The organism is Methylobacterium sp. J-078, assembly GCF_022829285.1.
GTDB lineage: Bacteria > Pseudomonadota > Alphaproteobacteria > Rhizobiales > Beijerinckiaceae > Methylobacterium.
The window spans coordinates 155,748-181,252 of the sequence record NZ_JAKSYI010000141.1 but is presented as its reverse complement, the minus strand read 5'-3'; the positions used below and the strand labels follow the sequence as shown (position 1 = coordinate 181,252).

The window sequence follows — 25,505 nt, the reverse complement described above, 5'->3', positions numbered from 1 at the left end:
CCGCCGGTGCGGGATCAGGCGGCGGCGGCGGCCTCGACGAAGCCGCGGGCCTGCTCGACCCAGCCGTCGCGGCCGATGCGGCCGTTCAGCTTGAGGTCGGCATCGACCTTGGCGACGTCGTCGGCGCTCATAGAGGCGAGCTGCCAGTAGTGGTAGATGCCCGCCTCGTTGAGCTTCTGCACGATCTGCGGGCCGGCGCCGTGGAGCTTGGACAGGTCGTCGGGCGCGCCGCGGGGAGCCGAGAGCAGCTCGAAGTGCTCGGTGGACTCCACGAGGGCGGCGACGTCGGCCTGGGTGACCGAGCCGGACTCGACGGAGGCCGCCGCGTCGTCGTTGGCCGGCAGTTCCTCGGCGACCGGCTCCTCGGAGGCGCCGAGATCGATACCGCTCGAACCCTGGCCGCGCGAGATGCCGTCGATGGCGGCGCGGGCGATCAGGTCGCAGTACAGGGCGATGGCGCGGCCGGCGTCATCGTTCGCGGGCACGACGTAGGTGATGCCGTCCGGATTGCAGTTGGTGTCGACGATGGCCGCCACCGGGATGCCGAGGCGCTGGGCCTCCTTGATCGCCAGCTGCTCCTTGTTCGTGTCGATCACGAACAGCAGGTCCGGCACGCCGCCCATGTCCTTGATGCCGCCGAGCGCCTTCTCGAGCTTGTCCTTCTCGCGGGCCAGCATCAGGCGCTCCTTCTTGGTGAGGCCCTGGGCCCCGCCGTCGAGGGTCTCGTCGACCTTGCGCAGGCGCTGGATCGAGCCCGAGATGGTCTTCCAGTTGGTCAGCATGCCGCCGAGCCAGCGGGAGTTGACGTAGTACTGGGCCGAGCGCTTGGCCGCTTCCGCGATGGTGTCGGCCGCCTGGCGCTTGGTGCCGACGAACAGCACGCGGCCGCCCTTGGCGACGGTGTCGCTCACAGCCTGCAGGGCCTGGTGGAGGGCCGGCACGGTCTGGGCGAGGTCGATGATGTGGATGTTGTTGCGCGTCCCGAAGATGTAGGACTGCATCTTCGGGTTCCAGCGGTGGGCCTGGTGTCCGAAGTGGGCGCCGGCCTCGAGAAGCTGACGCATGGTGAAATCAACGGCCATGTCTGTGTACTCTCCGGTTGGTACCGCCGCGGAGGAAGCGATCGCGCCCGAGGGGCGGCGACCACCGGAAACGCCTCATTCAGGCATGAGGCCGGCTCCGCGTGTGGAATGGGCGGGGCCTTAACAGAGGCCGCCCGCCGAGGCAAGGTTTGCCGACGCAGCCGCGGTCAGCGGATCGAGGCCGCGATCGCCTGCTGGATCGCTAGGATGTTGGCGCCCCGCTTCAGGGTCTTGCGGATCGGCTCGGCCCGGCCCGAAACCCAGATGGCGAGCTCGGAATCGAGGTCGAAGCTGCCCGCCGTCTCCACGGAGAACGACGTGATCGCCCGGTAGGGCACGGTCATGTACGAGACCTTGCGGCCGGTAAGACCCTGCTTGTCCACCAGAATCAGGCGCCGGTCGGTAAAGACGATCAGGTCGCGCAGGATGCGGAAGGCGACCTGGACCGATTCCCCCTGCGTGAGGATGCCGGTCAGCTGCTCGTTCACCTCCGCGGGCGTGAGATCGCTGCCATGGCCGAGCAGTCCGTCGAGAAAACCCATCGCGCGCCGTATCCCCCTCAAGCTCCGTCTCGCCTATGTAGGGGCGCGTGTGCCCGTCCGTCAGGGTGCCGTGTGCCCGTTCGGAGTCCGCCGCGATGTCCACCTCCGCCCCATCCCCGAATCGCCTCCGGCTCGGGGTGAACATCGACCACGTCGCCACGGTGCGGAACGCCCGCGGCGGCACGGCGCCGGACCCGATTCGCGCGGCGCAAGCCGCGGTCGCGGCCGGGGCGGACGGCATCACCGCGCACCTGCGCGAGGATCGGCGCCACATCCGGGACGCCGACGTGGAGACCCTGGCGCGCGTCCTCACCGTTCCCCTCAACTTCGAGATGGCGGCCACCGACGAGATGATCGGGATGGCGATCCGCCTCAAGCCGCACGCGGCCTGCCTCGTGCCGGAAAAGCGCGAGGAGCGCACCACCGAGGGCGGCCTGGACATCGTCGGCGCGTACGAATCCCTGCTCCCCTGCGTCGCCCGCCTGGGGCAAGCCGGCATCCGCGTCTCGCTCTTCGTCGAGCCGGACGAGGCGGTGATGGACGCGGCCCGGCGGCTCGGCGCCCCGGTGGTGGAGCTGCACACCGGCAGCTACTGCGAGGCGGTGGCCGAGGGCGATGCCGCCCGCACCGCGCACGAACTCGGCCGGATCACCCGCGCGGCCACCTACGGGGCGGGGATCGGCCTCGAGATCCATGCCGGCCACGGCCTCGCCCTCGACAGCGTCGGCCCGGTGGCGGCCCTGCCCGAGATCGCGGAGCTCAACATCGGCCACGCCCTGATCGGCGAGGCGATCTTCGTCGGCCTGCCCCAGGCGATCCGCGACATGCGCGCGGCCATGGAGGCGGCGCGGGCATGATTCTCGGCATCGGCTCCGACCTCTGCGACATCCGCCGGATCGAGAAGTCGCTCGCCCGCTACGGCGAGCGCTTCACCCACCGGGTCTTCACGGACGGCGAGCGGGCCAAGTGCGACGGCCGCGCGGCGCGCGCGCCATCCTACGCCCGGCGCTTCGCCGCCAAGGAGGCCTGCGCCAAGGCGCTCGGCACCGGCATCGCCCGGGGCGTGTTCTGGAGGGACATGGAGGTGGTCAATCTGCCCGGGGGGCGCCCGACCCTTCGCCTCACCGGAGCGGCGGCCGAGCACCTCGCCGCGATGGTGCCGGACGGCCACGTGCCGAAGCTGCACATCACCCTCACGGACGATCCGCCCATGGCTCAGGCCTTCGTGATCATCGAGGCGGTGCCGGAGAGCACGGCGGGGACTTAGCCGACGACGCCCCGCGTTGCGGCGCCTTTGCGCATGGTCTATGCCGCCGCTCGACCGTCGACGACGGAAGCCGCCCGGAATCCGGGCGGCAGCGTCGGACCGGAGATGGCAGCCAGATGGAACGTGCCCGCGTGGACCACCAGACGAAGCGTGACCTGAAGGCCGCCGAAACCGGCACTTGGGCGAGCATCAAGGAGACGCTGAAGGTCGGCGGGCAGGCCCTGCTCATCGCCCTCGTGGTGCGCACGCTTCTCTTTCAGCCCTTCAACATCCCGTCGGGCTCCCTCGTGCCGACGCTGCTGATCGGCGACTACCTGTTCGTCTCGAAATATTCCTACGGCTACTCGAAATACTCCCTGCCCCTGAGCGAGTACCTGCCGTTCACGGCCGACGGGCGGATCTGGGCGGCCGAGCCCAAGCGCGGCGACATCGCGGTGTTCAAGCTGCCCAAGGACAATTCCACCGACTACATCAAGCGCGTCATCGGCCTGCCGGGCGACAAGGTCCAGATGAAGGCCGGGCTCCTCTACATCAACGACGTGCCGGTCAAGCGCGAGAAGATCGCGCCGTTCGAGACGACCGGGCCCTACGGCGAGCAGGCCAAGGCCGAGCAGTACCTCGAGACCCTGCCCAACGGCGTCACCCACCGGGTGATCGAGCGCGACGGCGACAACGGCTACTGGGACAACACCGAGCCCTACACCGTGCCGCAGGGCCGGTTCTTCATGATGGGCGACAACCGCGACAACTCGACCGATTCGCGGGATCTCGCCAATGTGGGCTTCGTACCCTTCGAGAACTTCGTCGGGCGCGCGGAGATGATCTTCTTCTCCATCGACGAGGGCACCCCGGCGTGGCAGATCTGGAACTGGCCGGCGAAAGTGCGCTGGAACCGGCTCTTCACGGCCATTCACTAGGACGCAGCACATCGTGACCGAAGAGGCGCGTCCCTCCAGCCGGGCGCGGCGCGCGCCCCGTCCCAAGCCCAGCCTCGCCGTGCTCGAGGCCCGGATCGGCCACGTCTTCGCGGACCCGAAACTCCTCGTCCTCGCCCTGACTCACGTGAGCAAGGCCGGCGGCAACGGCCGCCTCGGCAGCTATCAGCGGCTGGAATTCCTCGGCGACCGCGTCCTCGGCCTCGCCATCGGCGATCTCCTCTACGAGGCCTTTCCGGGCGCGGACGAGGGCGAATTGTCCCGGCGTCTGGCCGGCCTCGTCCGCCGCGAGACCTGCGCGGCCGTCGCCACGGTGTGGGATGTCGGCCCCCACCTCTCGCTCGGACCCGGCGAGATCCAGAGCGGCGGCCGCCGCAACCAGACTATCCTGGCCGATGTCTGCGAATCGATCCTCGGCGCGGTCTACCTCGATGCCGGCTACGAGGCCGCCAAGGTCATCGTGAACGCCGCCTTCACGCCCGACACCGACACGGCGGCCCCCCGCGGCCGGGACGCCAAGTCGGCCCTGCAGGAATGGGCGATGGCCCGCGCCCTGCCGATTCCCGTCTACGACGTGGTCGAGCGCTCCGGCCCCGACCACGCCCCCGTCTTCCGGATCGCCGTGCGTGTCGAGGGCCTGGACCCTGGCATCGGGGTCGGCCCCTCGAAGCGTCTGGCCGAGCAGGAGGCCGCCCGCCTCGTGCTGGAGCGCGAGATCACCGGCCCCGATCCCTCCCGAACCCAGGTGACGTCGGCGGACGTCGACGAAGGACATGCCCCAGATGCCTGACGACGATGTGCCGGACGACGAGTTCGACGGCGACGACGATTTCGCCCCGCCGCCGCTGCAGCCGCGGCCCGCCGTGACGATGCCGGAGAACACCACCGCGGGCTTCGTCGCGCTGATCGGCATCCCCAATGCCGGCAAGTCGACGCTCCTGAACAGCCTCGTCGGCACCAAGGTCTCGATCGTCTCGCGCAAGGTCCAGACGACCCGGGCGCTGGTGCGCGGCATCGTCATGCACGAGACCGCACAGATCATCCTCGTCGACACGCCCGGGATCTTCGCGCCGAAGCGCCGCCTCGACCGGGCGATGGTGCACTCGGCCTGGAGCGGCGCCTCGGATGCCGACGCGGTCTGCCTCCTCATCGATGCCCGCAAGGGCGTGACCGAGGAGGTCGAGGCGATCCTGGCCAAGCTGCCGGACGTGAAGCGCCCCAAGGTGCTGATCCTCAACAAGATCGACCTGATCCCCCGCGACCGCCTGTTGGCTCTCGCGGCCTCGCTGAATGAGCGCATCCCGTTCCAGCACACCTTCATGGTCTCGGCGCTCAACGGCGACGGCATCGAGACGCTGAAGTCGACGCTCGCCGGCATGATGCCGAAGAGCCCCTGGCTCTACCCGGAGGACCAGGTCTCCGACGCGCCGATCCGGATGCTCGCCGCCGAGATCACCCGCGAAAAGCTCTACGACCGCCTGCACGAGGAACTGCCCTACCGCTCCACCGTCGAGACCGACCAGTGGCAGGTCCGCCCCGACGGCTCGGTGCGCATCGAGCAGACCATCTTCGTGGAGCGCGAGAGCCAGCGCTCCATCGTGCTCGGCAAGGGCGGCCAGACCATCAAGGCCATCGGGCAGGCCGCCCGCCACGAGATCGCGGAAGCGGCCGAGCAGACGGTCCACCTCTTCCTGCACGTCAAGGTGCGGGAGAACTGGGCGGACGATCCGGCGCGCTACCGGGAGATGGGTCTGGAGTTCCCGCGCGGCTGAGCATGGGCTATGAGGACGGGAGACCGGCCCCCGCGACGATTCTCGCCGCGCGGTGGCCCGAGCCTCCCGATTTCCTGTCACGCCCTGAGCCGTCGAGGCGCGCGCGCCGTCGCGCCGGATCCCGTTACGATGTCCCGCATACCCGTCTCGGAAGCGCCCGCCCCGGAAGCCGTCTACGGCGCGCCGCCCCTCGAACTGGTCCAGGTGGCCGAGACCGCCCTGCAGGTCTCGCCCCTGATCCCGGGTGCCGCCCGCCTGGAGGATCTCGCCCCCGGTGGCCTTGAGCGCGTCGACGTCCTGGCACCGGCCGGCACCCTCGAGCGGCGCTACGTGCTCGCCCTCGCCCTCCAGGCCCTGCGGCCCGGCGGCCGGCTGACCGCCCTGGCCCCGAAGGATCGCGGCGGCAGCCGGCTCGGCAAGGAACTGGCGGGCTTCGGCTGCACCGTGCACGAGGAGGCCCGCCGGCACCACCGCATCTGCGCGTTGACGCGCCCCGAAACGGTAAGCGGCCTCGAAGAGGCGATCCACGAGGGCGGCCCGCGCCACATCGACAACCTCGCGCTCTGCAGTCAGGCGGGGATCTTCTCCTACGATCGTCTCGATCCGGGCACCGCCCTGCTCCTGGCCAACCTGCCGCCCCTCGCCGGCACCGGCGCCGATTTCGGCTGCGGCCTCGGCATCCTCGCCCGGGCGGTCCTGGCCTCGCCGAAGGTGACGGGGTTGACCCTGGTCGACATCGACCGGCGGGCCGTCGAGATGGCGACCCGCAACGTCGGCGATCCCCGCGCGACCCTGCGCTGGGCCGACATCCGCGCCGGCGGCCTCGGGCTCAGCCGCCTCGACTTCGTGGTGATGAATCCGCCCTTCCACGACGGCGGCGCCGAGGACCAAGCCCTCGGCCAGGCCTTCATCGCCCGGGCGGCGGAGGCCCTGCGCCCCGGCGGCAGCCTCTGGCTCACGGCCAACACCCACCTGCCCTACGAGGCGCCCCTGAACGCCGCCTTCAAGGCCGTGGCACTCAAGGCGTCGGCGGGCGGCTACAAGATCTACGAGGCGCGCCGGTGACGAAGACCAAGGCCGCCAACCTGCGCCTCGACCGGCTGCTCGCCAACATGGGCTACGGCTCCCGCCGTGAGATCGGGCTGCTGACCCGGGCCGGCCTCGTGGTGCTGGACGGCGTGCCCCTGCGCGATGCCGACCAGCGCATTCCGGTGACGCCGGACCTCGCGCAGCGGATGACGATCGACGGCGAACCCCTCGATCCACCCCCGGGCCTGACCCTGATGCTGCACAAGCCCCTGGGCGTCACCTGCTCGCACAAGGAGGTGGGCCCCCTGGTCTACGGCCTGCTGCCCGAGCGCTGGCGGCGGCGGGATCCGGCCCTCTCCACGGTCGGCCGCCTCGACAAGGAAACCTCCGGTCTCCTGCTGCTCACGGACGACGGCGCCCTGCTGCACCGGATCATCGCCCCGAAAGCAAACGTAGCCAAGCGCTACCGCGTCACCCTCGACCGGCCCCTGACCGGCGGCGAGGCCGCGATCTTTTCCGCCGGCACCCTGATGCTGGAGGGCGAGGAGAAGCCCCTGCTGCCGGTCGGCTTCGAGGCCGAGGGCGAGACGGGCGCGGTGGTCACCCTGCACGAGGGCCGTTACCATCAGGTCCGGCGCATGTTCGCGGCGATCGGCAACCACGTCACCGCCCTGCACCGCGACCGCGTTGGCGGCCTGGACCTGCCGGCGGATCTCGGGCCCGGCGCCTACCGCATCCTGGACGAGGCCGACATCGCCGCCGTGTTCGCCGGTGGGAGCGCCTGACGCCCGCGGAACCGGAGCGCCCAGCCTTCGTTTGATAGCCGGCTATATCAGCGGGAGGTGCCTCATGAACCGATTCGCGACCCTTTTGCTCGCCCTCGCCCTGAGTGCCGGCGCCGTCGGCCCGTCGAGTGCGGATACGCCCGGGGCCGACTGGATGCCGGCCGATCAGGTCAAGCAGAAGCTGATGGCGGCGGGCTATACCAGCATCACCGAATTCGAGGCCGATGACGGCCATTGGGAGGGCGAGGGTGTGAAGAACGGCGTGAAGATGCAGTTCCACGCCGACCCGAAGACCGGCGCCATCCTGTCGGAGAAGCCCGACACGTGAGGGCATGCCCCGGCTGCCGGATCCCGCTCGCGTGACGAGGGACGCAGCATGCTGAGTAACCTCGACATGATCGGCCGCCTGCTGGCGGCCGCACTCCTCGGCAGCGTGATCGGTTTCGAGCGCGAGCGCCTGGTCTGGGCCGCCGGCATGCGCACGCACATGCTGGTCTGCGTCGGCTCCTGCCTGCTGATGATCGTCTCCGCCTTCGGGTTCGCGGACATCCTCGGACGGCCGAACGTCACCCTCGACCCGTCCCGCGTCGCCGCACAGGTCGTCTCGGGCATCGGGTTTCTCGGGGCGGGCACCATCCTGCTGCGCGGTGAGGTGGTGAAGGGCCTGACCACGGCCGCCAGCCTCTGGGCGGTCGCGGCCATCGGCCTCGCGGCCGGCGGCGGCCTCTACGTGCCGGCCATCGCCACGACCGTCATCGTGCTCGCCATCCTCGCCGGCATGAAGCCGATCGAGGAGCGCTACCGCGCGCGGCGTCAGCGCCACGACCTGCGTGTGGTGGCCCGGCACGGTCTCCTGACCACCGAGCGCCTCCGCATCCTGGCCGGTCCCTGTGCCGGAAAGCTGCGCCAGATCGTGATCCGCCAGGGCGCCTCCGACGATCGCGACGAGATCACCCTCTGCCTCGTGCACGTGGATCGCGGCGCGCTCGACGCCCTGACCAAGCGCCTGCGCCGTCACGAAGCGGTCGAGAGCGTCGAGGCGATCGAGCGTCGAACCATGGGGCGCAATCCCGACGCCTGACGATCGAGGCGCGAATTCTATTGGTCACCCTGATCGATGCGACGCTGACATTCGTCCAACATGTCCTTGAGCTCGCATTCGATGATGTAGAGACGACCGTTTCGCGTCCAATAGAACTCGCCCCCGATCAACAAAATGATCTGGTAGAAGATCAGCGCCCGAAATGGACCTCGTGATCTGGGGCGACCCGTGAACTCGGGCAGAAACGGTGCCCTGACCGGAGAGACCAACCCGATCGGCGCACGAAGCCGCTCATATTCTGCGAAAAACTGTTCGATCCTGTCGTTCAGCGCCGACGAATCGAGCTTCGCAAGATCGCCCCTGAGGTTGAATTCCATCGACCTGTTCACGCTCGCCCTCAGGTTCGATCCGATGGGGTTCGGCAGCACACCCATCACACCGCTTATCGGCATGCTCGCAGAACTTGCCAACCGCGAACAACTCCTTTAAGCGCACCCCCTCGCGTTCGCTCCGGCTGGGGGCTGAACGGACGGTGCCGATTCCATCGGCACAGGGCCGAACCCTGAAGAGGGTTTTCCCGTCGTCCCGTGTCTCCGCCTTCGATCAACCGCTCGGGCCTTCAAACGGCTCGAAGGGCTTGGCGCCGGGCGATCTCGCGTACGAACCGGCCCGACGCTCCCTTTCCCGCACGTATCCCGTGCCGTCGGGTCCCTTTGGATATGAAGGGCCCGTTAATGCCTCTCTACGAACACGTCTTCCTGGCGCGCCAGGACGTGACGGCCCAGCAGGTCGAGACCATGGTCGAGACCTACAAGGGCGTCATCGAAGCCAATGGCGGCAAGGTCGAGAAGATCGAGATGTGGGGCGTGAAGTCCCTCGCCTACCGCATCAAGAAGAACCGCAAGGCGCATTTCACGCTCCTCAACGTCGACGCCCCCCCGGCGGCGCTCGCCGAGATGGAGCGCCAGATGCAGATCTCCGAGGACGTCCTGCGCTTCATGACCGTCCGGGTCGAGGAGCTCGAGTCCGAGCCGTCGGCGATGATGCAGAAGCGCGACCGCGACGACCGCAAGGATCGTGAGCGCGGCCGTCGTCGTGACGACGAAGGCTTCGGTGGTGGTGGATTCGGCGGCGACCGCGATCGCGGCGACCGTGGTGATCGCGGCGACCGGGGTGACCGCCCCGAGCGCAGCTTCGGCGGGGAGGCTTAAGTCATGGCATTTGGTGCTGGACCCGGTGCGCCCGCCGCTGGCGGCGGTGGTGCTGGTGGCGGTGGACGCCGTCCGTTCTTCCGTCGTCGGAAGACCTGCCCCTTCTCGGGCGCGAACGCGCCCAAGATCGACTACAAGGACGTCAAGCTCCTGTCCCGCTACGTCTCCGAGCGCGGCAAGATCGTTCCGTCCCGCATCACGGCGGTGTCGGCCAAGAAGCAGCGCGAGCTCGCCCAGGCGATCAAGCGCGCCCGCTTCCTCGGCTTCCTCCCCTACGTGATCAAGTAACAACGCGCGCCTCGGCCCGGATCGCCCGGGCCGAGGCACTCGTGCACGCCCGGCGTGCATGTCCGTACCGGCTTTCCCGATCGGGTGCCGGGAGTCGTTGGGGCGACACGCGCCTCTAACCCTGCCCGGACCGGGACAGTGGGACAGCGGGATCGATGACACAGTTTCTCGGCATCGGTATCGGCGCGGGCCTCGTCTCCGCCCTCCTCTTCGGCGTCCTGCTGAAGGCGACGGCGCTCGCGATCCTGCTCTACCTGCTCGCCCCGCTCCCGATCCTGATCGTGGGCCTCGGCTGGAGCCACCGGGCCGCCCTGGTCGCCGCAATCACCGGCGCGCTGGCCCTGGCCGTCGTGGTCCAGCCCTTCCTCGGTCTCGGCTTCTTCGCCTATCTGGCCCTGCCCGCCTGGTGGCTCGCCTACCTGGCGCTCCTCGGCCGCGCGAGCGCCGACGGCACGATGGAATGGTATCCGACCGGTCGCCTGCTCGCCTGGACGGCGGGGACCGCCGGCCTCGCCTTCGTGGCGATCGCCGTGATCGCGGCCCCGAACTACGAGACCTTCCAGTCGCAGTTGCGGGGCATGACCCGGACGCTGATCGAGGTCCGCGCCGACCGCGCCGCCAATCCAGGCGCTCCCGTTCCCAAGCCCACCGCGCCCAAGCCCACCGCGCCCGAGGCCCCCTCGCCCGAGGCCGGCGCCGAGGCTCCGGCCGAGCCGGGCCCGCAGGATCCCGCCGAGAGCACGCGGACCGAGGTCGCCAACGCGCTCGCCGCCGTCGCGCCTGGCCTCGCCACCCACGGCCTGACGGTCCTGCTGACCTTCTACCTCTGGGCCGCCGCCCGCATCGTGCGCATCTCGGGGCGCCTGCTCCGCCCCTGGCCGGACCTCGCCGCGACGATGATGCCGCGCCGTGTGCTCGGCGTGCTGGCGGGTGCGATGCTCGTCGGCCTGGCTCCCGGCTACCTCGGTGTCCTCGGCGTCGCCGTGGCGGGCGCGCTGAGCGCCGCCTTCGCGATGCAGGGGCTGGCCGCCTTCCACGACCGCAGCCGCGGGCGGCCCGGGCGCCTCGCGCTCCTGTTCGGCCTCTACCTCATCCTGTTCTTCACCCAGGGCGTCGCCCTCCTCGCCCTGACCCTGTTCGGCATCGCCGATACCGCCCTCGACCGCCGCCGTCCCCGCGACGCGGCCGGACGACCCTGATCCTCAACGTCAAACCAAAGGACCAAGACCATGGAAGTCATTCTCCTCGAGCGCGTCGCCAAGCTCGGCCAGATGGGCGAGACCGTGAACGTGAAGCCGGGCTACGCCCGCAACTTCCTCCTCGCCCGCGGCAAGGCCCTGCGCGCCACCGCCAACAACAAGAAGCACTTCGAGACCCAGCGCGCCCAACTCGAGGCCCGCAACCTCGAGCGCAAGTCCGAGGCGCAAGCCGTCGCCGAGACCCTCGAGGGCAAGAGCTTCGTGCTCATCCGCCAGTCGGGCGAGACCGGCGTGCTCTACGGTTCGGTCTCGACCCGCGATCTCGCCGACGTCGTCACCGCCGACGGCTTCACGGTCGGCCGCGACCAGTTCGCCCTGAACCAGCCGATCAAGACGCTCGGCCTGCACACCGTCCCGGTCGTGCTGCACCCCGAGGTCGAGGTCTCGATCACCGTCAACGTCGCCCGTTCGCCGGAAGAGGCCGAGCGTCAGGCCCGCGGCGAATCGACCACCGAGCGTGAGGCCTTCAACCTCGACGACCTCGGTCTCGAGGTCGGTGCTGCCCTCGCCGAGGCCGGCGACGACCGCGAGTAAGTTCCCTCCATCGCGGTGAACAACGGGGATCGCCGGCTTTCCCGGTTGACTAGTTCCCCATTTGTTCCAGCATGGACGCCCGTCATCCGCGAGGATGGCGGGCGTTTCCATGAGCGGATACCGGGCGGCGCGACCCGGGCGGGGGTGGCGCGAATGCCACGGTGGGCGAGCGCGAATCGGCTAAGGTTCGGCTAACCATGCCGGGGCCATGGTCGGCGGCTAGAACCTCGCGGCGGCCTCGTCGCCGCGCGGACACGGTATCGACGAGTCGGAGCCTCGAAACAGACTATGGCCCTGCCCAACGCCCTGACGGCCAACCTTCAGCCCGTCGCGCAGGAATTCCGCGTCGCGCCGCACAACATCGATGCGGAGCAGGCCCTGCTCGGCGCGATCCTGGTCAACAACGACGCCTATTACCGGATCTCGGACTTCCTCCTCGCCGAGCACTTCATGGAGGACGTACACCGCAAGATCTTCGAGGTGGCGGCCCAGCTCATCAAGGCGGGCAAGCTCGCGACCCCCATCACCCTGAAGACCTATCTGGGTGACGCCGATCTCGGCGGTCAGACGGTGATGCAGTACCTCGCCCGCCTCGCGGCCGAGGCCACCACCGTGATCAACGCCGGCGATTACGGCCGCACCATCTACGATCTGGCCATCCGCCGCCGCCTGATCACCATCGGCGAGGACCTCGTGAACGGCGCCTACGAGGCGCCGGTGGAATCCTCGCCCCGCGACCAGATCGAGGGCACCGAGCGCCGGCTCTACGAACTCGCCGAATCGGGCAAGTACGACGGAGGCTTCCAGAAGTTCTCGGACGCGCTCACGGCGGCCGTGGACATGGCCGCCAAGGCCTATCAGCGCGAGGGCAAGCTCTCGGGCATCGCCACGGGGCTGTCCGACCTCGACGCCAAGATGGGCGGCCTGCAGCGTTCGGATCTCATCATCCTGGCCGGCCGCCCGGCCATGGGCAAGACCTCGCTCGTCACCAACATCGCCTTCAACGTGGCCAAGGCCTACCAGTCCGAGAAGCTGCCGGACGGGCGCACCGAGACCAAGAACGGCGGCATCGTGGGGTTCTTCTCCCTCGAAATGTCGGCGGAGCAGCTGGCCACCCGTATCATCGCCGAGCAATCGGGCGTGGCCTCCTACAAGATCCGTCGCGGCGACATCCAGCCGGCCGACTTCTACAAGATCACCGACGCCGCCCGGGACATGCAGACGATTCCGTTCTACATCGACCAGACCGGCGGCATCTCCATCGCGCAGCTCGCCGCCCGCGCGCGCCGTCTGAAGCGCCAGAAGGGCCTCGACCTCCTTATCGTCGACTACCTGCAGCTGCTGTCCGGCTCGGGCAAGCGCAGCGACAACCGCGTGCAGGAGATGACCGAGATCACCACCGGCATGAAGGCGCTGGCCAAGGAGCTGGCGGTGCCGATCATCGCCCTGTCCCAGCTCTCGCGTCAGGTCGAGAACCGCGAGGACAAGCGGCCCCAGCTCGCGGATCTTCGCGAATCGGGCTCGATCGAGCAGGACGCCGACGTGGTGATGTTCGTGTTCCGCGAGGAGTACTACGTCAACAACAAGAAGCCCCGCGAGGGCACCGAGGAGTTCTTCGCCTGGGAGGCCGAGATGAACCGCGTCCACGGCAAGGCCGAGGTGATCTTAGGCAAACAGCGCCACGGCCCCACCGGCACCGTGGAACTGCAGTTCGACGCCAACATCACGCGCTTCTCGAACCTCGCGCAGTCGGATCGCATGCCCGAGCAGCACATGTGATGCGCGGCCCGCGACCCGTCAGTCAGGGAGATCTCGCGATTCAAGACCTCACCCACGGCGCCCGGCTCACCGTCGACCTCGCGGCCATCGTGGCGAACTGGCGGCACCTGGCCGCCCAGGCGCCGGACGCAGCCTGCGCGGCGGTGGTCAAGGCGGACGCCTATGGCTGCGGGCTCGCCCGGGTCGCGCCGGCCCTATGGGCGGCCGGGTGCCGGACGTTCTTCGTCGCTCACCTGAGCGAGGGAATCACTGCCCGCGCGGCCCTGCCCGAGGCGACGATCTACGTCCTCAACGGACTCCTGCCGGGCCACGGCCCGGCCGTGGTCGCGCACGCGCTTCGCCCGGTTCTCGGCAGCCGCGCGGAACTCGACGAATGGGCCGCGCAGGCGGCATCCGAGGGCCGCGCGCTGCCAGCCGCGCTCCACGTGGATACCGGCATGAACCGCCTCGGCCTCGCCGTGCCCGAGGCCCTGGCGCTCGCCGGCGATCCCGTCATCGCGGGGGCCGGCATCGCCCTGCTGATGACGCATCTCGTCAGCGCGGAACTGTCGGGCGATCCCGTCAACGCACGCCAGATGCGCGACTTCGAACGGGTGCGGGCGGCCTATCCGGGAATCCCCGGCTCCTTCGCCAATTCCTCCGGCATCTTCCTCGGGGCACCGGCGCATCACGACCTCCTGCGCCCCGGCTATGCCCTGTTCGGCGGCAACCCGACCCCGTGGAAGCCGAACCCGATGCGGCCCGTGGTGCGGCTCGAGGCGCAGATCGCCCAGGTCCGCACGGTCGCCGCCGGAGAGACCTGCGGCTACAACGCCCGCTGGCGGGCGGCCGAACCCCGGCGCCTCGCCACGCTCTCGATGGGGTACGCGGACGGCTATCCCCGCGCCGCGAGCGGCCGCGGCATGGCCCTCGTCGGCGGCGCCCGCTGCCCGATCCTCGGGCTGATCTCGATGGACCTCATCATCCTCGACGTCACCGACGCCCCCGAGGCCGTGCGCGGCGCATCCGCGACCCTGATCGGCGACGCCCTCGACGTCGACACGGTGGGGCGGGCCGCCGGCACCATCGGGTACGAGATCCTCACCGGCCTGGGTTCTCGCTATGTTCGCCATTATATGACAGGACACGACGCCTGACGCCCGCCTGACGGACGGCGTCGCACCGTCCCCTCCAGCGGAACCGCGATGGCCAAGATCCACCAGACCTTCGTCTGCCAGTCCTGCGGGGCGGTCTACAACCGCTGGCGCGGGCGCTGCGAGGCCTGCAACGGCTGGAACACCATCGTCGAGGAGACCGGCGCCACGGGGCCGCAGGCCGGGCCCGTCAAGACGCGCCCGAGCCGCGCCCGGGGCCGGGTCTTCGCCCTGGAGGGCCTCACCGGCGAGGTGAAGGAGGCCCCGCGCATCCCCTCCGGCATCAACGAACTCGACCGCGTCACCGGCGGCGGCTTCGTGCGCGGCTCGGTGATTCTCCTCGGCGGCGATCCCGGCATCGGCAAGTCGACCCTGCTGATGCAGGCCTCCGCCGCCATGGCGCGCACCGGCGAGCGCGTGGTCTACATCTCAGGCGAGGAGGCGGTGGCCCAGGTGCGCCTGCGGGCCGAGCGCCTCGGCCTGTCTTCGGCCGAAGTCGAGCTCGCGGCCGAAACCAATGTCGAGGACATCGTCGAGACCCTGTCGCAGGGGCGCCCGCCCGCGCTGGCCATCATCGATTCGATCCAGACCATGTGGACCGAAACGGTGGAATCGGCGCCCGGCACGGTGACCCAGGTGCGCGGCTCGGCCCAGACCCTGATCCGCTTCGCCAAGACCAGCGGCACCGCGGTGATCCTCGTCGGCCACGTCACCAAGGATGGGCAGATCGCCGGTCCCCGCGTGGTCGAGCACATGGTCGATGCCGTCGCCTCCTTCGAGGGCGACCAGGGCCACCACTTCCGAATCCTGCGCGCGGTGAAGAACCGCTTCGGGCCCACCGACGAGATCGGTGTGTTCGAGATGACGGATATGGGTCTGGCCGAGGTGCCGAACCCCTCCGCGCTGTTCCTGGCGGGGCGCGACCACGCGGCGCCCGGCACCGCGGTCTTCGCCGGCATGGAGGGCACGCGGCCCCTGCTGGTGGAGATCCAGGCCCTGGTCGCCCCCTCCTCCCTGGGCATGCCGCGCCGGGCCGTGGTGGGCTGGGACCCGAACCGGCTCTCGATGGTGCTGGCGGTGCTGGAAGCCCATGGGGGCATCCGGCTCGGCACCCACGACGTCTACCTCAACGTGGCGGGCGGCCTGCGCATCTCGGAGCCGGCGGCCGACCTCGCGGTCGCGGCCGCCCTCGTGTCTTCCCTCTCCGGGGCGACGCTACCGCCCGAGACGGTGTATTTCGGCGAGATCGGACTGTCGGGGGCGGTCCGCCCGGTGGCGCAGGCCCCGGCCCGTCTGAAGGAGGCGCTCAAGCTCGGCTTCGCCAAGGCCGTCATGCCCCAGGGGCGCGGCGAGGGCGGCGACGGCGCCCTGACGACGGAGGCCCTGCGCCACATCGCCGACATGGTGGCGGGGATCGCCAGCAACGGCCCGCGCCGGGGCGCTTCGCGGCGCGGGCACAACCCGCCGGATTACGGCGACGACGATTGATGCGGCGCTCGCGCGATCCTCGAATCCACCGTCCCGAACGCGATCCCGCAGGGATCGCCGAAAGGGATCAACCGGATCCGGAATGCGCTCGAACAGGTCTCGGATGGCCCCCGGGCCAGGGTGACGGCCGAGTTTCGGCAGGATATACGGAGTGGCGGCCGGGGGATGCCGCACGATCCGATCATCGTCGCCGCTCCGCCCCATGAAGTGACATTTCTCAGAGATGCCGTTCTCCGTTCTCGATCTCGTCGTCCTGGGTATCGTCGTGGTGTCGGCGCTGTTGGCTGCCGTGCGCGGCGCGACGCGCGAGGTGCTCGCCATCATCGCCTGGGTCGCGGCCGCCGCCATCGCGTGGAAATTCCATCCCCTGCTGCTGCCCACGATCAGCCAGCACGTGAGCAACCCCACCGTCGCCCTCGTCGCCTCGATCGCGGCGATCTTCCTCGTGACCCTGATCGTGGTGTCCATCCTCACCGTGAAGCTGTCGGACATGATCCTCGATTCGCGCATCGGCGCGATCGACCGGTCGCTGGGCTTCCTGTTCGGGGCCGGGCGCGGCTTCCTCATCTGCGTGATCGGCTGGGTGTTCCTGGCCTGGCTGGTTCAGGGCAAGATGCCGCCCTGGGCCTCGGAGGCGCGCAGCCGCCCCATGCTGGAGAAATCCGGCGAGGCCCTGGTGGCTCAGCTCCCGGAGAATCCGGAAGGTCTGCTCAAGCAGTTCAAGAAGCCGAAGGCGGAGACGCCGGCCGATCCGGTGGAGCCGCCGGAGGGCGAGGTTCCGGCCCAGCGCCGTACGGAAGCGCCAGCCACGCCCGCCCCGCGACGCTGATCTGCGTTGCCGCGCGCTTGGTCGCGGCGCGAAGGCCGACTACATGACGGTCGGCTGACGGTGCCCGCGTGGGGTTCGCGCGGGGCCAAGCAGGGAACGACACCACCATGTCTGTAGCCAAGTCGAGCGCCCGCCCCCAGATTCTTCCGGGCACGGGACTGCCGCGCGAGGTCGTGGACGGGCTCGACCGCGACGGCGATACGCTGCGCGAGGAATGCGGCGTCTTCGGCATCTTCGGCCACCCGGATGCCTCCGCCATCGTGGCCTTGGGGCTGCACGCCCTGCAGCATCGCGGCCAGGAGGCCGCCGGCATCGTCTCCTTCGACGGAGAAGTCTTTCATTCCGAGCGCCGCCCAGGCCTCGTCGGCGATTCGTTCTCGGACGGCGAGACCATCGCCCGCCTCAAGGGCCCGGCCTCCATCGGCCATGTGCGCTACTCCACCACCGGCGGCACCATCCTGCGCAACGTGCAGCCGCTCTTCGCCGAACTCGCCAGCGGCGGCCTCGCGGTGGCGCATAACGGCAACCTCACCAACGCCCTCTCGATCCGCCGCGACCTCGTGCGCGACGGCGCCATCACCCAGTCGACCTCCGACACCGAGGTGATCCTGCATCTGGCCGCGCGCTCCCGCGCGCCGCGCATCGTCGAGCGCTTCACCGAGGCCCTGCGCCAGATCGAGGGCGCCTACGCCATCGTGGCGCTCACCAACAAGAAGCTCATCGGCGCCCGCGACCCCATGGGCATCCGGCCCCTGGTGCTCGGCGAACTTGACGGCCGCTACATCCTGGCCTCCGAGACCTGTGCCCTGGACATCATCGGCGCCAAGTTCATCCGCGATGTCGAGAACGGCGAGATCGTGGTGATTTCCGAAGAGGGCATCGAGTCGATCCGCTTCGCCCCGGCGCAGCCCATGCGCCCGTGCATCTTCGAGTACATCTACTTCGCCCGGCCGGATTCGGTGGTGAACGGCAAGAGCGTCTATGCCGTGCGCAAGAACATCGGCCACGAACTCGCCCGGGAATCGGCGACAGCGGCGGACGTGGTCATTCCGGTGCCGGATTCCGGCGTGCCGGCCGCGTTGGGCTTCGCCCAGGAGACCGGCCTGCCCTTCGAGATGGGCATCATCCGCAACCACTATGTCGGGCGCACCTTCATCCAGCCGACCCAGTCGGTGCGCGAACTCGGCGTGCGCATGAAGCACTCGGCCAACCGGGCGGTGGTCGAGGGCAAGCGCATCGTGCTGGTCGACGACAGCCTCGTGCGCGGCACCACCTCGGTGAAGATCGTGCGCATGATGCGCGAGGCCGGCGCCCGCGAGGTGCATTTCCGGATCGCCTCGCCGCCGATCACCTACCCGGACTTCTACGGCATCGACACGCCGGAGCGGGAGAAGCTGCTCGCCGCCACCCACGACCTTGAGGGCATGCGCCGCTACATCGGCGCGGATTCGCTGGCCTTCCTGTCCATCGACGGCCTCTACAAGGCCATGGGCGAGGAGCGCCGCGAGGCGGCCTGCCCGCAATACACCGACCATTGCTTCACCGGCGACTACCCGACCGCCCTCACGGATCTGGCCATCGCAGGCCCCCGCCGCCTCGCCATGCTCGCCGAAGCCGATTGAGCGCCCGATGAGCCACCCGACCCAGCCGCTGGCCGGCCGCCTCGCCGTCGTCACTGGCGCCTCGCGCGGCATCGGCCGCGCCGCCGCCCTCGCCCTGGCGGGGGCCGGCGCGCACATCGTCGCCGTCTCCCGCACCCAAGGGGGCCTCGAGGAACTCGACGACGCCATCCGGGGCGTCGGCGGCAGCGCTACCCTGGTGCCCCTCGACCTCACGGATTACGACGCCATCGACCGCCTGGGCGCCGGCATCCACGAGCGCTGGCGGCGCCTCGACATCCTGGTGGGCAACGCGGGCATCCTCGGCAACCTCACGCCCATCGGGCACGTGACGCCGAAGACCTGGGCACAGGTGATGGACATCAACGTCACGGCGAATTACCGCCTGATCCGCTCGTTCGATCCGCTGCTTCGGATGTCCGATGCGGGCCGCGCCATCTTCGTGACTTCGGGCGCCGCACAGAAGTGCCGGGCCTATTGGGGGCCCTACGCCGTCTCCAAGGCGGCCCTCGATGCCCTGGTGCGGACCTACGCGGCCGAGACGGCCACGACGAACGTGCGCGCCATGCTGCTCAACCCCGGCCCCCTGCGGACCGCGATGCGCAAGGCCGCGATGCCGGGCGAGGACGAGACGACCCTGAAGACCCCGGACGACCTCGCCCCGCACTTCGTGCGCCTCGCGAGCCCGGATTTTTCGGAATCCGGCAAGATCTACGATTTCCCGAGCGACCGGATCCTGACGCCGCAGATGGCGAGCTGACGCCGGCCGCGCTCGTCCCGACCCCTTCCGCCCGAGAAACACATGATCGACGTTCGCTGCATCTGCGCCATCGGCCTTCGCGGACAGCTCGGCCTGAACGGGCACCTGCCCTGGGAGGGCAACACCGATCCGCTCTTCGTCGAGGACGTGACGCGGTTCTTCGCCGTCACCATGGGCCACGTCCTGATCGCCGGGCCGAAGACCATCGCGTCGGTGCCGGACTTCGCCTTCAAGGACCGCACCATCGACGTCATCCGCAGCCACGAGGACCCGAAGGCCGTGCTGGCGCGCTATCCCGGGCGGCGCATCTACGTCGGCGGCGGCATCGCGGTCTGGGACGTCTATGCCCGGCACATCCAGCACTGGGACATCACCCGGCTGCCCTATGACGGCGAGGCCGACCGCTGGTTCGACCCGGCCTGGCTCGTCGGCGGCCCCGCGCGGGCACAAACCGGCGCCTGACGGGTTGAGGGGAGCGACCATTCCACAAGGCTCCCGATGACCTCAGCCCCCTACCGCTTCGGCATCGAGGAGGAATACTTCCTGGCGGATGCCGAGACGCGCGGCACCCCGCGCCGCTCGGTGAAGCCCTTCCACGTCCAGGCCGGCGAGGAACTGCCCGAGATCGGGCGCGAACTGCTCCAGTGTCAGGTCGAGGTCTGCACGCCGCCCGCGACGGATTTCGCGCAGGCGCGCGAGGTGCTGGCGCGGCAGCGCGCGGCACTAGCGAAGCTCGGGCGCGAGCACGGTCTGCTGGTCTTCGCCGCCGGGACGCACCCGGTCGCGGACTGGGCCCGCCAGCTCCCCACCAAGGGCGACCGCTATCGCGGCATCCTGCGGGACGTCGGCCTCGCCGGCCGGCGCAGCCTGATCTGCGGCATGCATGTCCACGTGGAGGTGCCCGATCCCGACGCCCGCGTCGACCTGATGAACCGCCTCCTGCCCTACCAGCCGCTGCTGCTCGCCCTCTCGGCCTCGTCGCCGTTCTGGCAGGGCAAGCCGACGGGTCTGAGCGCCTACCGCCTCAGCGCCTTCGGCGAATTGCCCCGCACCGGCCTGCCCGACCTCTTCGCCGACGCGGCCGCCCATGAGCGCTACGTCCGGATCATGACCAATGCGGGCTCGATCCAGGATGCGAGCTTCCTGTGGTGGTCCCTGCGCCCCTCGATCAAATTCCCGACGCTCGAACTGCGGATCGCCGATTCCTGCACCCGCCTGGAGGACGCGCTCACCATCGCGGCGCTCTACCGCTGCCTCGTGCGCCTCGTCGTGCGTCGGCCGGATCTCAATGCCGGTCTCGACGGCGTCTCACGGGCGCTCGCCCAGGAGAACCTGTGGCGGGCCCAGCGCAGCGGTACGGAGGCGGAGCTGATCGACGAGGCGAGCGAGGTCGCGCTGCCCTTCGGCGAGGCCTTGGACAACCTCCTCGCCCTCGTCGCCGAAGATGCCGCCGCCCTCGGCTGCGAACCGGAGGTCGCGCAGGCCCGGAATATCTTCGCGCACGGCACCAGCGCCGACCGTCAGATCGCGACATTCGAGGACACGCGCAACGGCGACACCTCGAACCGTCAGGCCCTCGACGCGGTGGTGGACTGGCTGGCGGAGACGAGCCGCTCGGCGGCTTGAGGTTCGCGCTTCCGGCACGACCGGCTTTTTCAGTAGACACCATGAACCACAGATTGCACCCTTGAGGAGATTCGCAAGAACTCAAGGTCACTGCCATGACGAGGTCGATTAGGCGGAGGCTCATCCTGTTCCTGGATGGAACGTGGAACGTCGATGACGGATCTCATCCACCGACCAACGTGGTGCGTCTGCGCGAAGCCCTGAAGATCGGTCTCGAAGCGATCGAGGACACTACCGCCGTTCCCGGCAGCGGCGGAATTGCACACGGAACCGTGGCCGAACAGGCATTGCATACCTTCGAATACGTGGTTCACTACGATCGCGGCGTCGGCACCGGCGCCCTCGATCATCTCTCCGGCGGGATCATGGGTGATGGCCTGGAGAACAACATCCGCGAGGCCTATCGCTTCCTGAGCAATCATTTCCGCGAGAACGACGAAATCCATCTCGTGGGCTTCTCGCGCGGGGCCTACACCGCCCGCAGCATCGTGGGCTACCTCTTCGCCACCGGCCTTCTGAAGCCCGAACACTGCACCACCGAGCGCGAAGCGCAGGCCTGGCGCCATTACAGAACGAGCCCAGGGGACCGCAATTGCGGCGACTGGTACGCCCTCAAGCCCTACCTGCATCCGACCGACAAGGTCCGGGTGACGTCGGTCGCCGTCTTCGACACGGTCGGCGCCTTGGGGATTCCCGCAACACCGTTCCAGAAGCTGAACGAACTGCGCTACGCGTTCCACAACACCGAGCTCTCCTCGATCGTCGAGAACAGCTTCCACGCCGTGGCCATCGACGAGCACCGGAACGCGTTCGAAGCCACCCTATGGCACACGCCGAAGTTCAAGAAGTACCCTGGGGCTCGGGTCGAGCAGGTCTGGTTCCCGGGCGCTCACGCCGATATCGGCGGTGGCTACCAGCAATGGGACGAGCGAGAGCGGGGCCGCCAGGACATCGCCTTCGCCTGGATGCTCGGCCGATTGCGCGACGTGTCCGACCTGCCGCTCGGCCCCCTGTGCGCCGGTGCGGCCGCACCGGCCCTGGACTGCGCGGCCGAGGTGCAGGTCGAGGCTCCGATCCACCGGCCCTGGGGCAGGCTCGATCGCTTCCGGAGCCAAGCCTGCCGCGCGATCAATCAGACCCGTCCGCGCGAGAGCGACGGAATTCCCGTGAAGGGGCGCGGCACCAAGACCGTGGGACTCAAGCCGCATGAGGAGCCGATCGGGGAGATGATCCACGTCAGCGCCCTCGAACTCCTGGCTTCGGCGGCCGGCGTCGCCTGGGAGGGTATCGAGACGGCCTATCCCTACCGCTCGCCGAACCTCGTCGCCGTGCTGCCGCTGATCGCCTTTACCTACCAGGCCTGGGACGATGCCGCGTGGCGGGCCTGGAAGCCCTACGCGGATGCGCTTCCCCGCATGGCCGCCGAGCCGCGCACCCTCTCGGTCGTCGATTGGAGCGGAACCGTGATGCCGACGCGGCCTCCATCCGCCGGCGCCTCGGTGCAGGGCCGCACCGTCTTAGACTATCTTGGTGCGGATCCGAGCCGGTTCGGCTTCAAGCCCTGAGCCTGGGGCTCAGCCCTTGTTCTCCCGGTCGAACGGGTTCTTCGAGGTGCGCAGGGAGAGCCGGATCGGGGTGCCCGGCAGCGTGAAGGCCTCGCGCAGGCCGTTGACGAGGTAGCGGGTGTAGGATTTCGGCAGGCCGTCGAGCTGGTTGCCGAACAGGGCGAAGTGCGGCGGACGGCTCTTCACCTGGGTGGCGTAGCGGATCTTGATGCGCCGGCCCGAGACCGCCGGGGGCGGATTGCGCTGGAGCGCCTCGCTCAGCCAGTCGTTGATCCGCGAGGTGGAGACGCGGGTACTCCAGGTCTCCTCGGCGCTGATGACCGCCTGCATCAGCTTGTCGATACCTTCGCCGGCGAGGCCGGAGAGGGGCACCACCGCGACGCCGCGAACCTGCGGCAGCAGGCGGGTGCAATCCTCGCGCAGCTTCTTCAGGAGACCGTTCTGGTCCGCCACCAGATCCCACTTGTTCAGGCCGATCACGAGCGAGCGGCCCTCGCTCTCGATCAGGTCGACGATGGTCAGATCCTGCTTCTCGAACGGGATCGTCGCGTCGAGGAGCACCACCACCACCTCGGCGAAGCGCACGGCGCGCAGGCCGTCCGACACGGCGAGCTTCTCCAGCTTGTCGTCGATGCGGGCCTTGCGGCGCATGCCGGCGGTGTCGTGGAGCTTGATCCGGCGGCCGCGCCATTCCCAATCGAGGGAGATCGAATCGCGGGTGATGCCGGCCTCGGGGCCGACGAGGAGGCGGTCCTCGCCCAGCATCCGGTTGATCAGGGTCGACTTGCCGGCATTGGGCCGGCCGACGATGGCGACCTTGAGGGAGCGGTTCTGGGGATCGTCGTCGTACTCCTCGTCGTCGTCGAGCTTCGGCAGGTTCTCGATGAGCGCGTCGTGCAACTCGCCGATGCCCTCGCCGTGCTCGGCCGAGAACGGGATCGGGTCGCCGAGGCCGAGGGAGAACGACTCGTAGGCGCCCGCCATGCCCGCGCCGCCCTCGGCCTTGTTGGCGATGAGGATGACGGGGCAGCCGGCCCGGCGGACCATGTCGGCGAAGGGTTGGTCGGCAGGCAGGATGCCCGCGCGGGCGTCGATGACGAACAGCACCACGTCGGCCTCGAGGATCGCGGCCTCGGTCTGAGCGCGCATGCGGCCGATCAGCGAACCCGGATCGGCCTCTTCGAGGCCGGCGGTGTCGATGATGCGGAAGACGAGACCACCGAAATTGACGTCGCCCTCGCGCCGGTCGCGGGTCACGCCGGGGCGGTCGTCCACCAGGGCGAGCTTCTTGCCCACGAGGCGGTTGAACAGGGTCGACTTGCCGACGTTCGGCCGTCCGACGATCGCGACGGTCGGCATATCCATGGTGTGCTCGTTTCGGTCAGGCGTACGGGAGAAGCAGGTGTGCTCAGCGCGTTACGGGAGGGGGTGCGGCCGGCGCGGCGGGGGCCGCCGCCGTCACGGTGACGGGTCCGCCGGCCACCAGGGCCGCGTAGACCTCGATGCGCTGGCGGAGATTCTGCGGCGTCTGCGGATCGGCGTTGATCTGGTCGAACCAGCGGCCGGCGCCCTCGAAATCGCCGCGCTTCAGGGCGACAAGGCCCAGCATTTCGCGAGCCGTGTGGCGGAAGGGGCCGTTCGGAGCGGCGAGCCCCTGGAGCGTGGCGAGGGCGGCATCCGCGTCGGTCCCGTCGACGCGCAGGAGGGCCGAGCGCAGGCGCGCGAGGTCGCGCAGGCCGGTGCTGATCTTGGTGTCGTTGGCCAGGGCGTCGTACTCGGCCGCGCCCGCCTTCGGGTCGCGCTTGGCCGTCTCGGTGGCCGAGCGGAAGCGGGCGAGCAGGGCGTAGCCGGCGGGCGCCTCGGCCTCGATCGCCTCGAAGGCCTTGTCGGCCTCCGCATTCTTGCCCTCGCGGGCCAGGCGGTTGGCGACCTCGAAGCGCTCGGACGCCGCTTGCGCGCGCACGCCCTGGTCGTGCTGCCAGTAGCGCCAGCCGCCGACGCCGGCCACCACGAGGACCGCGAGCGCGATGATCACGCCGCTGTAGCGGCGCCAGATCTCGGCGACCTGATCGCGGCGATAGTCCTCGTTGACCTCGCGGATAAACTCGTTGTTCTCGGCCATGTGGTCTCACGCCGCCCGGGGCCCGGACGGCCGCTGCATGAAGAGGAAGGCCCTGCGCCTAGCACAGGCGACCGGCTTTGGCGACCGGCTTCGGCGCGCCTCCGCCGCGGGGGCCCGGAATTCAGGCCTGGCCCGGCCAGGCGGCGACGCCGATCAGCAGCGGATGCAGGTACCGGGCGAAGACGAACCAGACGCCGAGACCGATCACCACGGCCAGCGCGTCGTTGCGCCATCCGGCGGGGGCGACGGCCGGGCCGGCATGCTGCGCGGCGACGGCGCCGGGGGCGAGCGCCCGCCGCTTGGCGCTGATGCGCGCGATCACCGCCCAGGCGAGGAAGCTCCCGAAGAGCAGGATCGAGCCGAGATCGCCGTTGGCGAGGAGGTGCGCGGTGGCCCAGATCTTCACCGCGAGCAGCATCGGGTGCTTGGCCCGGGCGCGGATGTGGCCCGGCAGGTAGGCGGAGGCCAGGGCGACGAAGGCCAGAGCCGTCAGGAGCAGGGAGAGATGGCGCGTCCAGACCGGCGGATTCCAGACCGCGATGTAGCCGGCCTCGCGATAGAGGTGGAATCCGTAGGCGATCAGCACCAGGCCGAGGAGGGAGGACAGGGTGTAGGCGAGCTTGTAGCGGCCCTCGCCGACCTCGCCGATGACCTTCGCACGCTTCGACCGCGCCATGGAGAAGGCATGCGTGCCGAGGAACAGCACGAGGCCGAGGATGAGGAGCAGCATGGCGGGCTTTCGCGAGGATTGGGGCGCGGGATTCGGATCGGTGTGGACAAGCCCGGCCCGATGCGCGGCCGGACAAGCAGAGTGTAACGGTTCAAAACGCAATCCTCG

28 protein-coding genes are annotated in these 25,505 nt (G+C 69.6%); 22 read left to right on the top strand and 6 right to left on the bottom strand.

Annotation, left to right across the window (positions count from 1 at the left end; genetic code table 11):
- Positions 1–14 precede the first annotated feature (14 nt).
- The gene (locus MKK58_RS25615) at positions 15–1,082 is read right to left on the bottom strand and encodes a 30S ribosomal protein S2 (protein ID WP_243915759.1); all 1,068 of its coding nucleotides are present in this window, start codon (positions 1,080–1,082) and stop codon (positions 15–17) included.
- A gap of 167 nt (positions 1,083–1,249) precedes the next feature.
- The gene (locus MKK58_RS25610) at positions 1,250–1,624 is read right to left on the bottom strand and encodes a PH domain-containing protein (RefSeq protein WP_238279827.1); all 375 of its coding nucleotides are present in this window, start codon (positions 1,622–1,624) and stop codon (positions 1,250–1,252) included.
- A 95-nt stretch (positions 1,625–1,719) separates the two neighbouring features.
- Here MKK58_RS25610 and MKK58_RS25605 point away from each other — a divergent pair, with 95 nt between their 5' ends.
- From MKK58_RS25605 to MKK58_RS25565, 9 genes are all read left to right on the top strand, one after another.
- Positions 1,720–2,481 carry a pyridoxine 5'-phosphate synthase gene (locus tag MKK58_RS25605; RefSeq protein WP_243915758.1) on the top strand — a complete coding sequence of 254 codons (762 nt, stop codon included), beginning with the start codon at positions 1,720–1,722 and terminating at the stop codon, positions 2,479–2,481.
- Complete coding sequence (gene acpS / locus MKK58_RS25600) at positions 2,478–2,891, top strand: holo-ACP synthase (RefSeq protein WP_243915757.1); 414 nt, start codon at positions 2,478–2,480, stop codon at positions 2,889–2,891. Before MKK58_RS25605 ends, acpS begins: the two co-directional genes overlap by 4 nt.
- A gap of 116 nt (positions 2,892–3,007) precedes the next feature.
- On the top strand, positions 3,008–3,808 hold the full coding sequence (gene lepB / locus MKK58_RS25595; RefSeq protein ID WP_243915756.1) for a signal peptidase I: 801 nt from the start codon (positions 3,008–3,010) through the stop codon (positions 3,806–3,808).
- 13 nt (positions 3,809–3,821) lie between these two features.
- Positions 3,822–4,616, top strand: a complete 795-nt coding sequence (gene rnc, locus MKK58_RS25590) for a ribonuclease III (RefSeq protein WP_243915755.1) — start codon at positions 3,822–3,824, stop codon at positions 4,614–4,616.
- Positions 4,609–5,598 carry a GTPase Era gene (era, locus tag MKK58_RS25585; RefSeq protein WP_409565319.1) on the top strand — a complete coding sequence of 330 codons (990 nt, stop codon included), beginning with the start codon at positions 4,609–4,611 and terminating at the stop codon, positions 5,596–5,598. Before rnc ends, era begins: the two co-directional genes overlap by 8 nt.
- Before the next feature lie 129 nt (positions 5,599–5,727).
- The gene (locus MKK58_RS25580) at positions 5,728–6,663 is read left to right on the top strand and encodes a class I SAM-dependent methyltransferase (protein WP_243915754.1); all 936 of its coding nucleotides are present in this window, start codon (positions 5,728–5,730) and stop codon (positions 6,661–6,663) included.
- A gap of 47 nt (positions 6,664–6,710) precedes the next feature.
- Positions 6,711–7,412 (top strand): pseudouridine synthase, encoded by a 702-nt coding sequence (locus MKK58_RS25575; RefSeq protein ID WP_243915839.1) that lies wholly within the window; start codon positions 6,711–6,713, stop codon positions 7,410–7,412.
- A 64-nt stretch (positions 7,413–7,476) separates the two neighbouring features.
- A complete protein-coding gene (locus MKK58_RS25570; RefSeq protein WP_243915753.1) occupies positions 7,477–7,740 on the top strand; it encodes a PepSY domain-containing protein in 264 nt (87 codons plus the stop codon).
- A 48-nt stretch (positions 7,741–7,788) separates the two neighbouring features.
- On the top strand, positions 7,789–8,493 hold the full coding sequence (locus MKK58_RS25565; protein ID WP_243915752.1) for an MgtC/SapB family protein: 705 nt from the start codon (positions 7,789–7,791) through the stop codon (positions 8,491–8,493).
- A 17-nt stretch (positions 8,494–8,510) separates the two neighbouring features.
- Here MKK58_RS25565 and MKK58_RS25560 read toward each other — a convergent pair whose 3' ends face one another.
- Positions 8,511–8,888 (bottom strand): hypothetical protein, encoded by a 378-nt coding sequence (locus MKK58_RS25560; protein ID WP_243915751.1) that lies wholly within the window; start codon positions 8,886–8,888, stop codon positions 8,511–8,513.
- A gap of 300 nt (positions 8,889–9,188) precedes the next feature.
- Here MKK58_RS25560 and rpsF point away from each other — a divergent pair, with 300 nt between their 5' ends.
- The 13 genes from rpsF (at position 9,189) to MKK58_RS25495 (ending at position 22,545) form a co-directional block, all read left to right on the top strand.
- The gene (rpsF, locus tag MKK58_RS25555) at positions 9,189–9,665 is read left to right on the top strand and encodes a 30S ribosomal protein S6 (RefSeq protein WP_055956175.1); all 477 of its coding nucleotides are present in this window, start codon (positions 9,189–9,191) and stop codon (positions 9,663–9,665) included.
- A 3-nt stretch (positions 9,666–9,668) separates the two neighbouring features.
- The gene (rpsR, locus tag MKK58_RS25550) at positions 9,669–9,953 is read left to right on the top strand and encodes a 30S ribosomal protein S18 (protein WP_243915750.1); all 285 of its coding nucleotides are present in this window, start codon (positions 9,669–9,671) and stop codon (positions 9,951–9,953) included.
- A gap of 155 nt (positions 9,954–10,108) precedes the next feature.
- On the top strand, positions 10,109–11,152 hold the full coding sequence (locus MKK58_RS25545) for a hypothetical protein (protein WP_243915749.1): 1,044 nt from the start codon (positions 10,109–10,111) through the stop codon (positions 11,150–11,152).
- A 30-nt stretch (positions 11,153–11,182) separates the two neighbouring features.
- Positions 11,183–11,746, top strand: coding sequence for a 50S ribosomal protein L9 (gene rplI, locus MKK58_RS25540; RefSeq protein ID WP_243915748.1), 564 nt, complete (start codon positions 11,183–11,185; stop codon positions 11,744–11,746).
- A 288-nt stretch (positions 11,747–12,034) separates the two neighbouring features.
- Complete coding sequence (locus MKK58_RS25535) at positions 12,035–13,525, top strand: replicative DNA helicase (protein WP_243915747.1); 1,491 nt, start codon at positions 12,035–12,037, stop codon at positions 13,523–13,525.
- Positions 13,525–14,661, top strand: coding sequence for an alanine racemase (alr, locus tag MKK58_RS25530; RefSeq protein WP_243915746.1), 1,137 nt, complete (start codon positions 13,525–13,527; stop codon positions 14,659–14,661). Before MKK58_RS25535 ends, alr begins: the two co-directional genes overlap by 1 nt.
- Positions 14,662–14,709: 48 nt before the next feature.
- Positions 14,710–16,146: a DNA repair protein RadA gene (gene radA / locus MKK58_RS25525; RefSeq protein WP_243915745.1), complete on the top strand. Its 1,437-nt coding sequence runs from the start codon at positions 14,710–14,712 to the stop codon at positions 16,144–16,146.
- 223 nt (positions 16,147–16,369) lie between these two features.
- Positions 16,370–16,975 carry a CvpA family protein gene (locus tag MKK58_RS25520; RefSeq protein WP_243915744.1) on the top strand — a complete coding sequence of 202 codons (606 nt, stop codon included), beginning with the start codon at positions 16,370–16,372 and terminating at the stop codon, positions 16,973–16,975.
- 107 nt (positions 16,976–17,082) lie between these two features.
- Positions 17,083–18,597: an amidophosphoribosyltransferase gene (gene purF, locus MKK58_RS25515; protein ID WP_243915743.1), complete on the top strand. Its 1,515-nt coding sequence runs from the start codon at positions 17,083–17,085 to the stop codon at positions 18,595–18,597.
- A gap of 7 nt (positions 18,598–18,604) precedes the next feature.
- A complete protein-coding gene (locus MKK58_RS25510; protein WP_243915742.1) occupies positions 18,605–19,354 on the top strand; it encodes an SDR family NAD(P)-dependent oxidoreductase in 750 nt (249 codons plus the stop codon).
- A gap of 42 nt (positions 19,355–19,396) precedes the next feature.
- Positions 19,397–19,816 carry a dihydrofolate reductase gene (locus MKK58_RS25505; RefSeq protein WP_243915741.1) on the top strand — a complete coding sequence of 140 codons (420 nt, stop codon included), beginning with the start codon at positions 19,397–19,399 and terminating at the stop codon, positions 19,814–19,816.
- A gap of 36 nt (positions 19,817–19,852) precedes the next feature.
- Positions 19,853–20,980 (top strand): carboxylate-amine ligase, encoded by a 1,128-nt coding sequence (locus MKK58_RS25500; protein WP_243915740.1) that lies wholly within the window; start codon positions 19,853–19,855, stop codon positions 20,978–20,980.
- A 95-nt stretch (positions 20,981–21,075) separates the two neighbouring features.
- A complete protein-coding gene (locus MKK58_RS25495; RefSeq protein ID WP_243915739.1) occupies positions 21,076–22,545 on the top strand; it encodes a DUF2235 domain-containing protein in 1,470 nt (489 codons plus the stop codon).
- A gap of 9 nt (positions 22,546–22,554) precedes the next feature.
- Here the strand turns inward: MKK58_RS25495 and der are convergent, their stop codons facing one another.
- From der to MKK58_RS25480, 3 genes are all read right to left on the bottom strand, one after another.
- Positions 22,555–23,910 (bottom strand): ribosome biogenesis GTPase Der, encoded by a 1,356-nt coding sequence (gene der, locus MKK58_RS25490; RefSeq protein ID WP_243915738.1) that lies wholly within the window; start codon positions 23,908–23,910, stop codon positions 22,555–22,557.
- A 43-nt stretch (positions 23,911–23,953) separates the two neighbouring features.
- The gene (locus tag MKK58_RS25485) at positions 23,954–24,667 is read right to left on the bottom strand and encodes a tetratricopeptide repeat protein (RefSeq protein ID WP_243915737.1); all 714 of its coding nucleotides are present in this window, start codon (positions 24,665–24,667) and stop codon (positions 23,954–23,956) included.
- 121 nt (positions 24,668–24,788) lie between these two features.
- Positions 24,789–25,397: an NnrU family protein gene (locus MKK58_RS25480; RefSeq protein ID WP_238281959.1), complete on the bottom strand. Its 609-nt coding sequence runs from the start codon at positions 25,395–25,397 to the stop codon at positions 24,789–24,791.
- Positions 25,398–25,505: the final 108 nt, after the last annotated feature.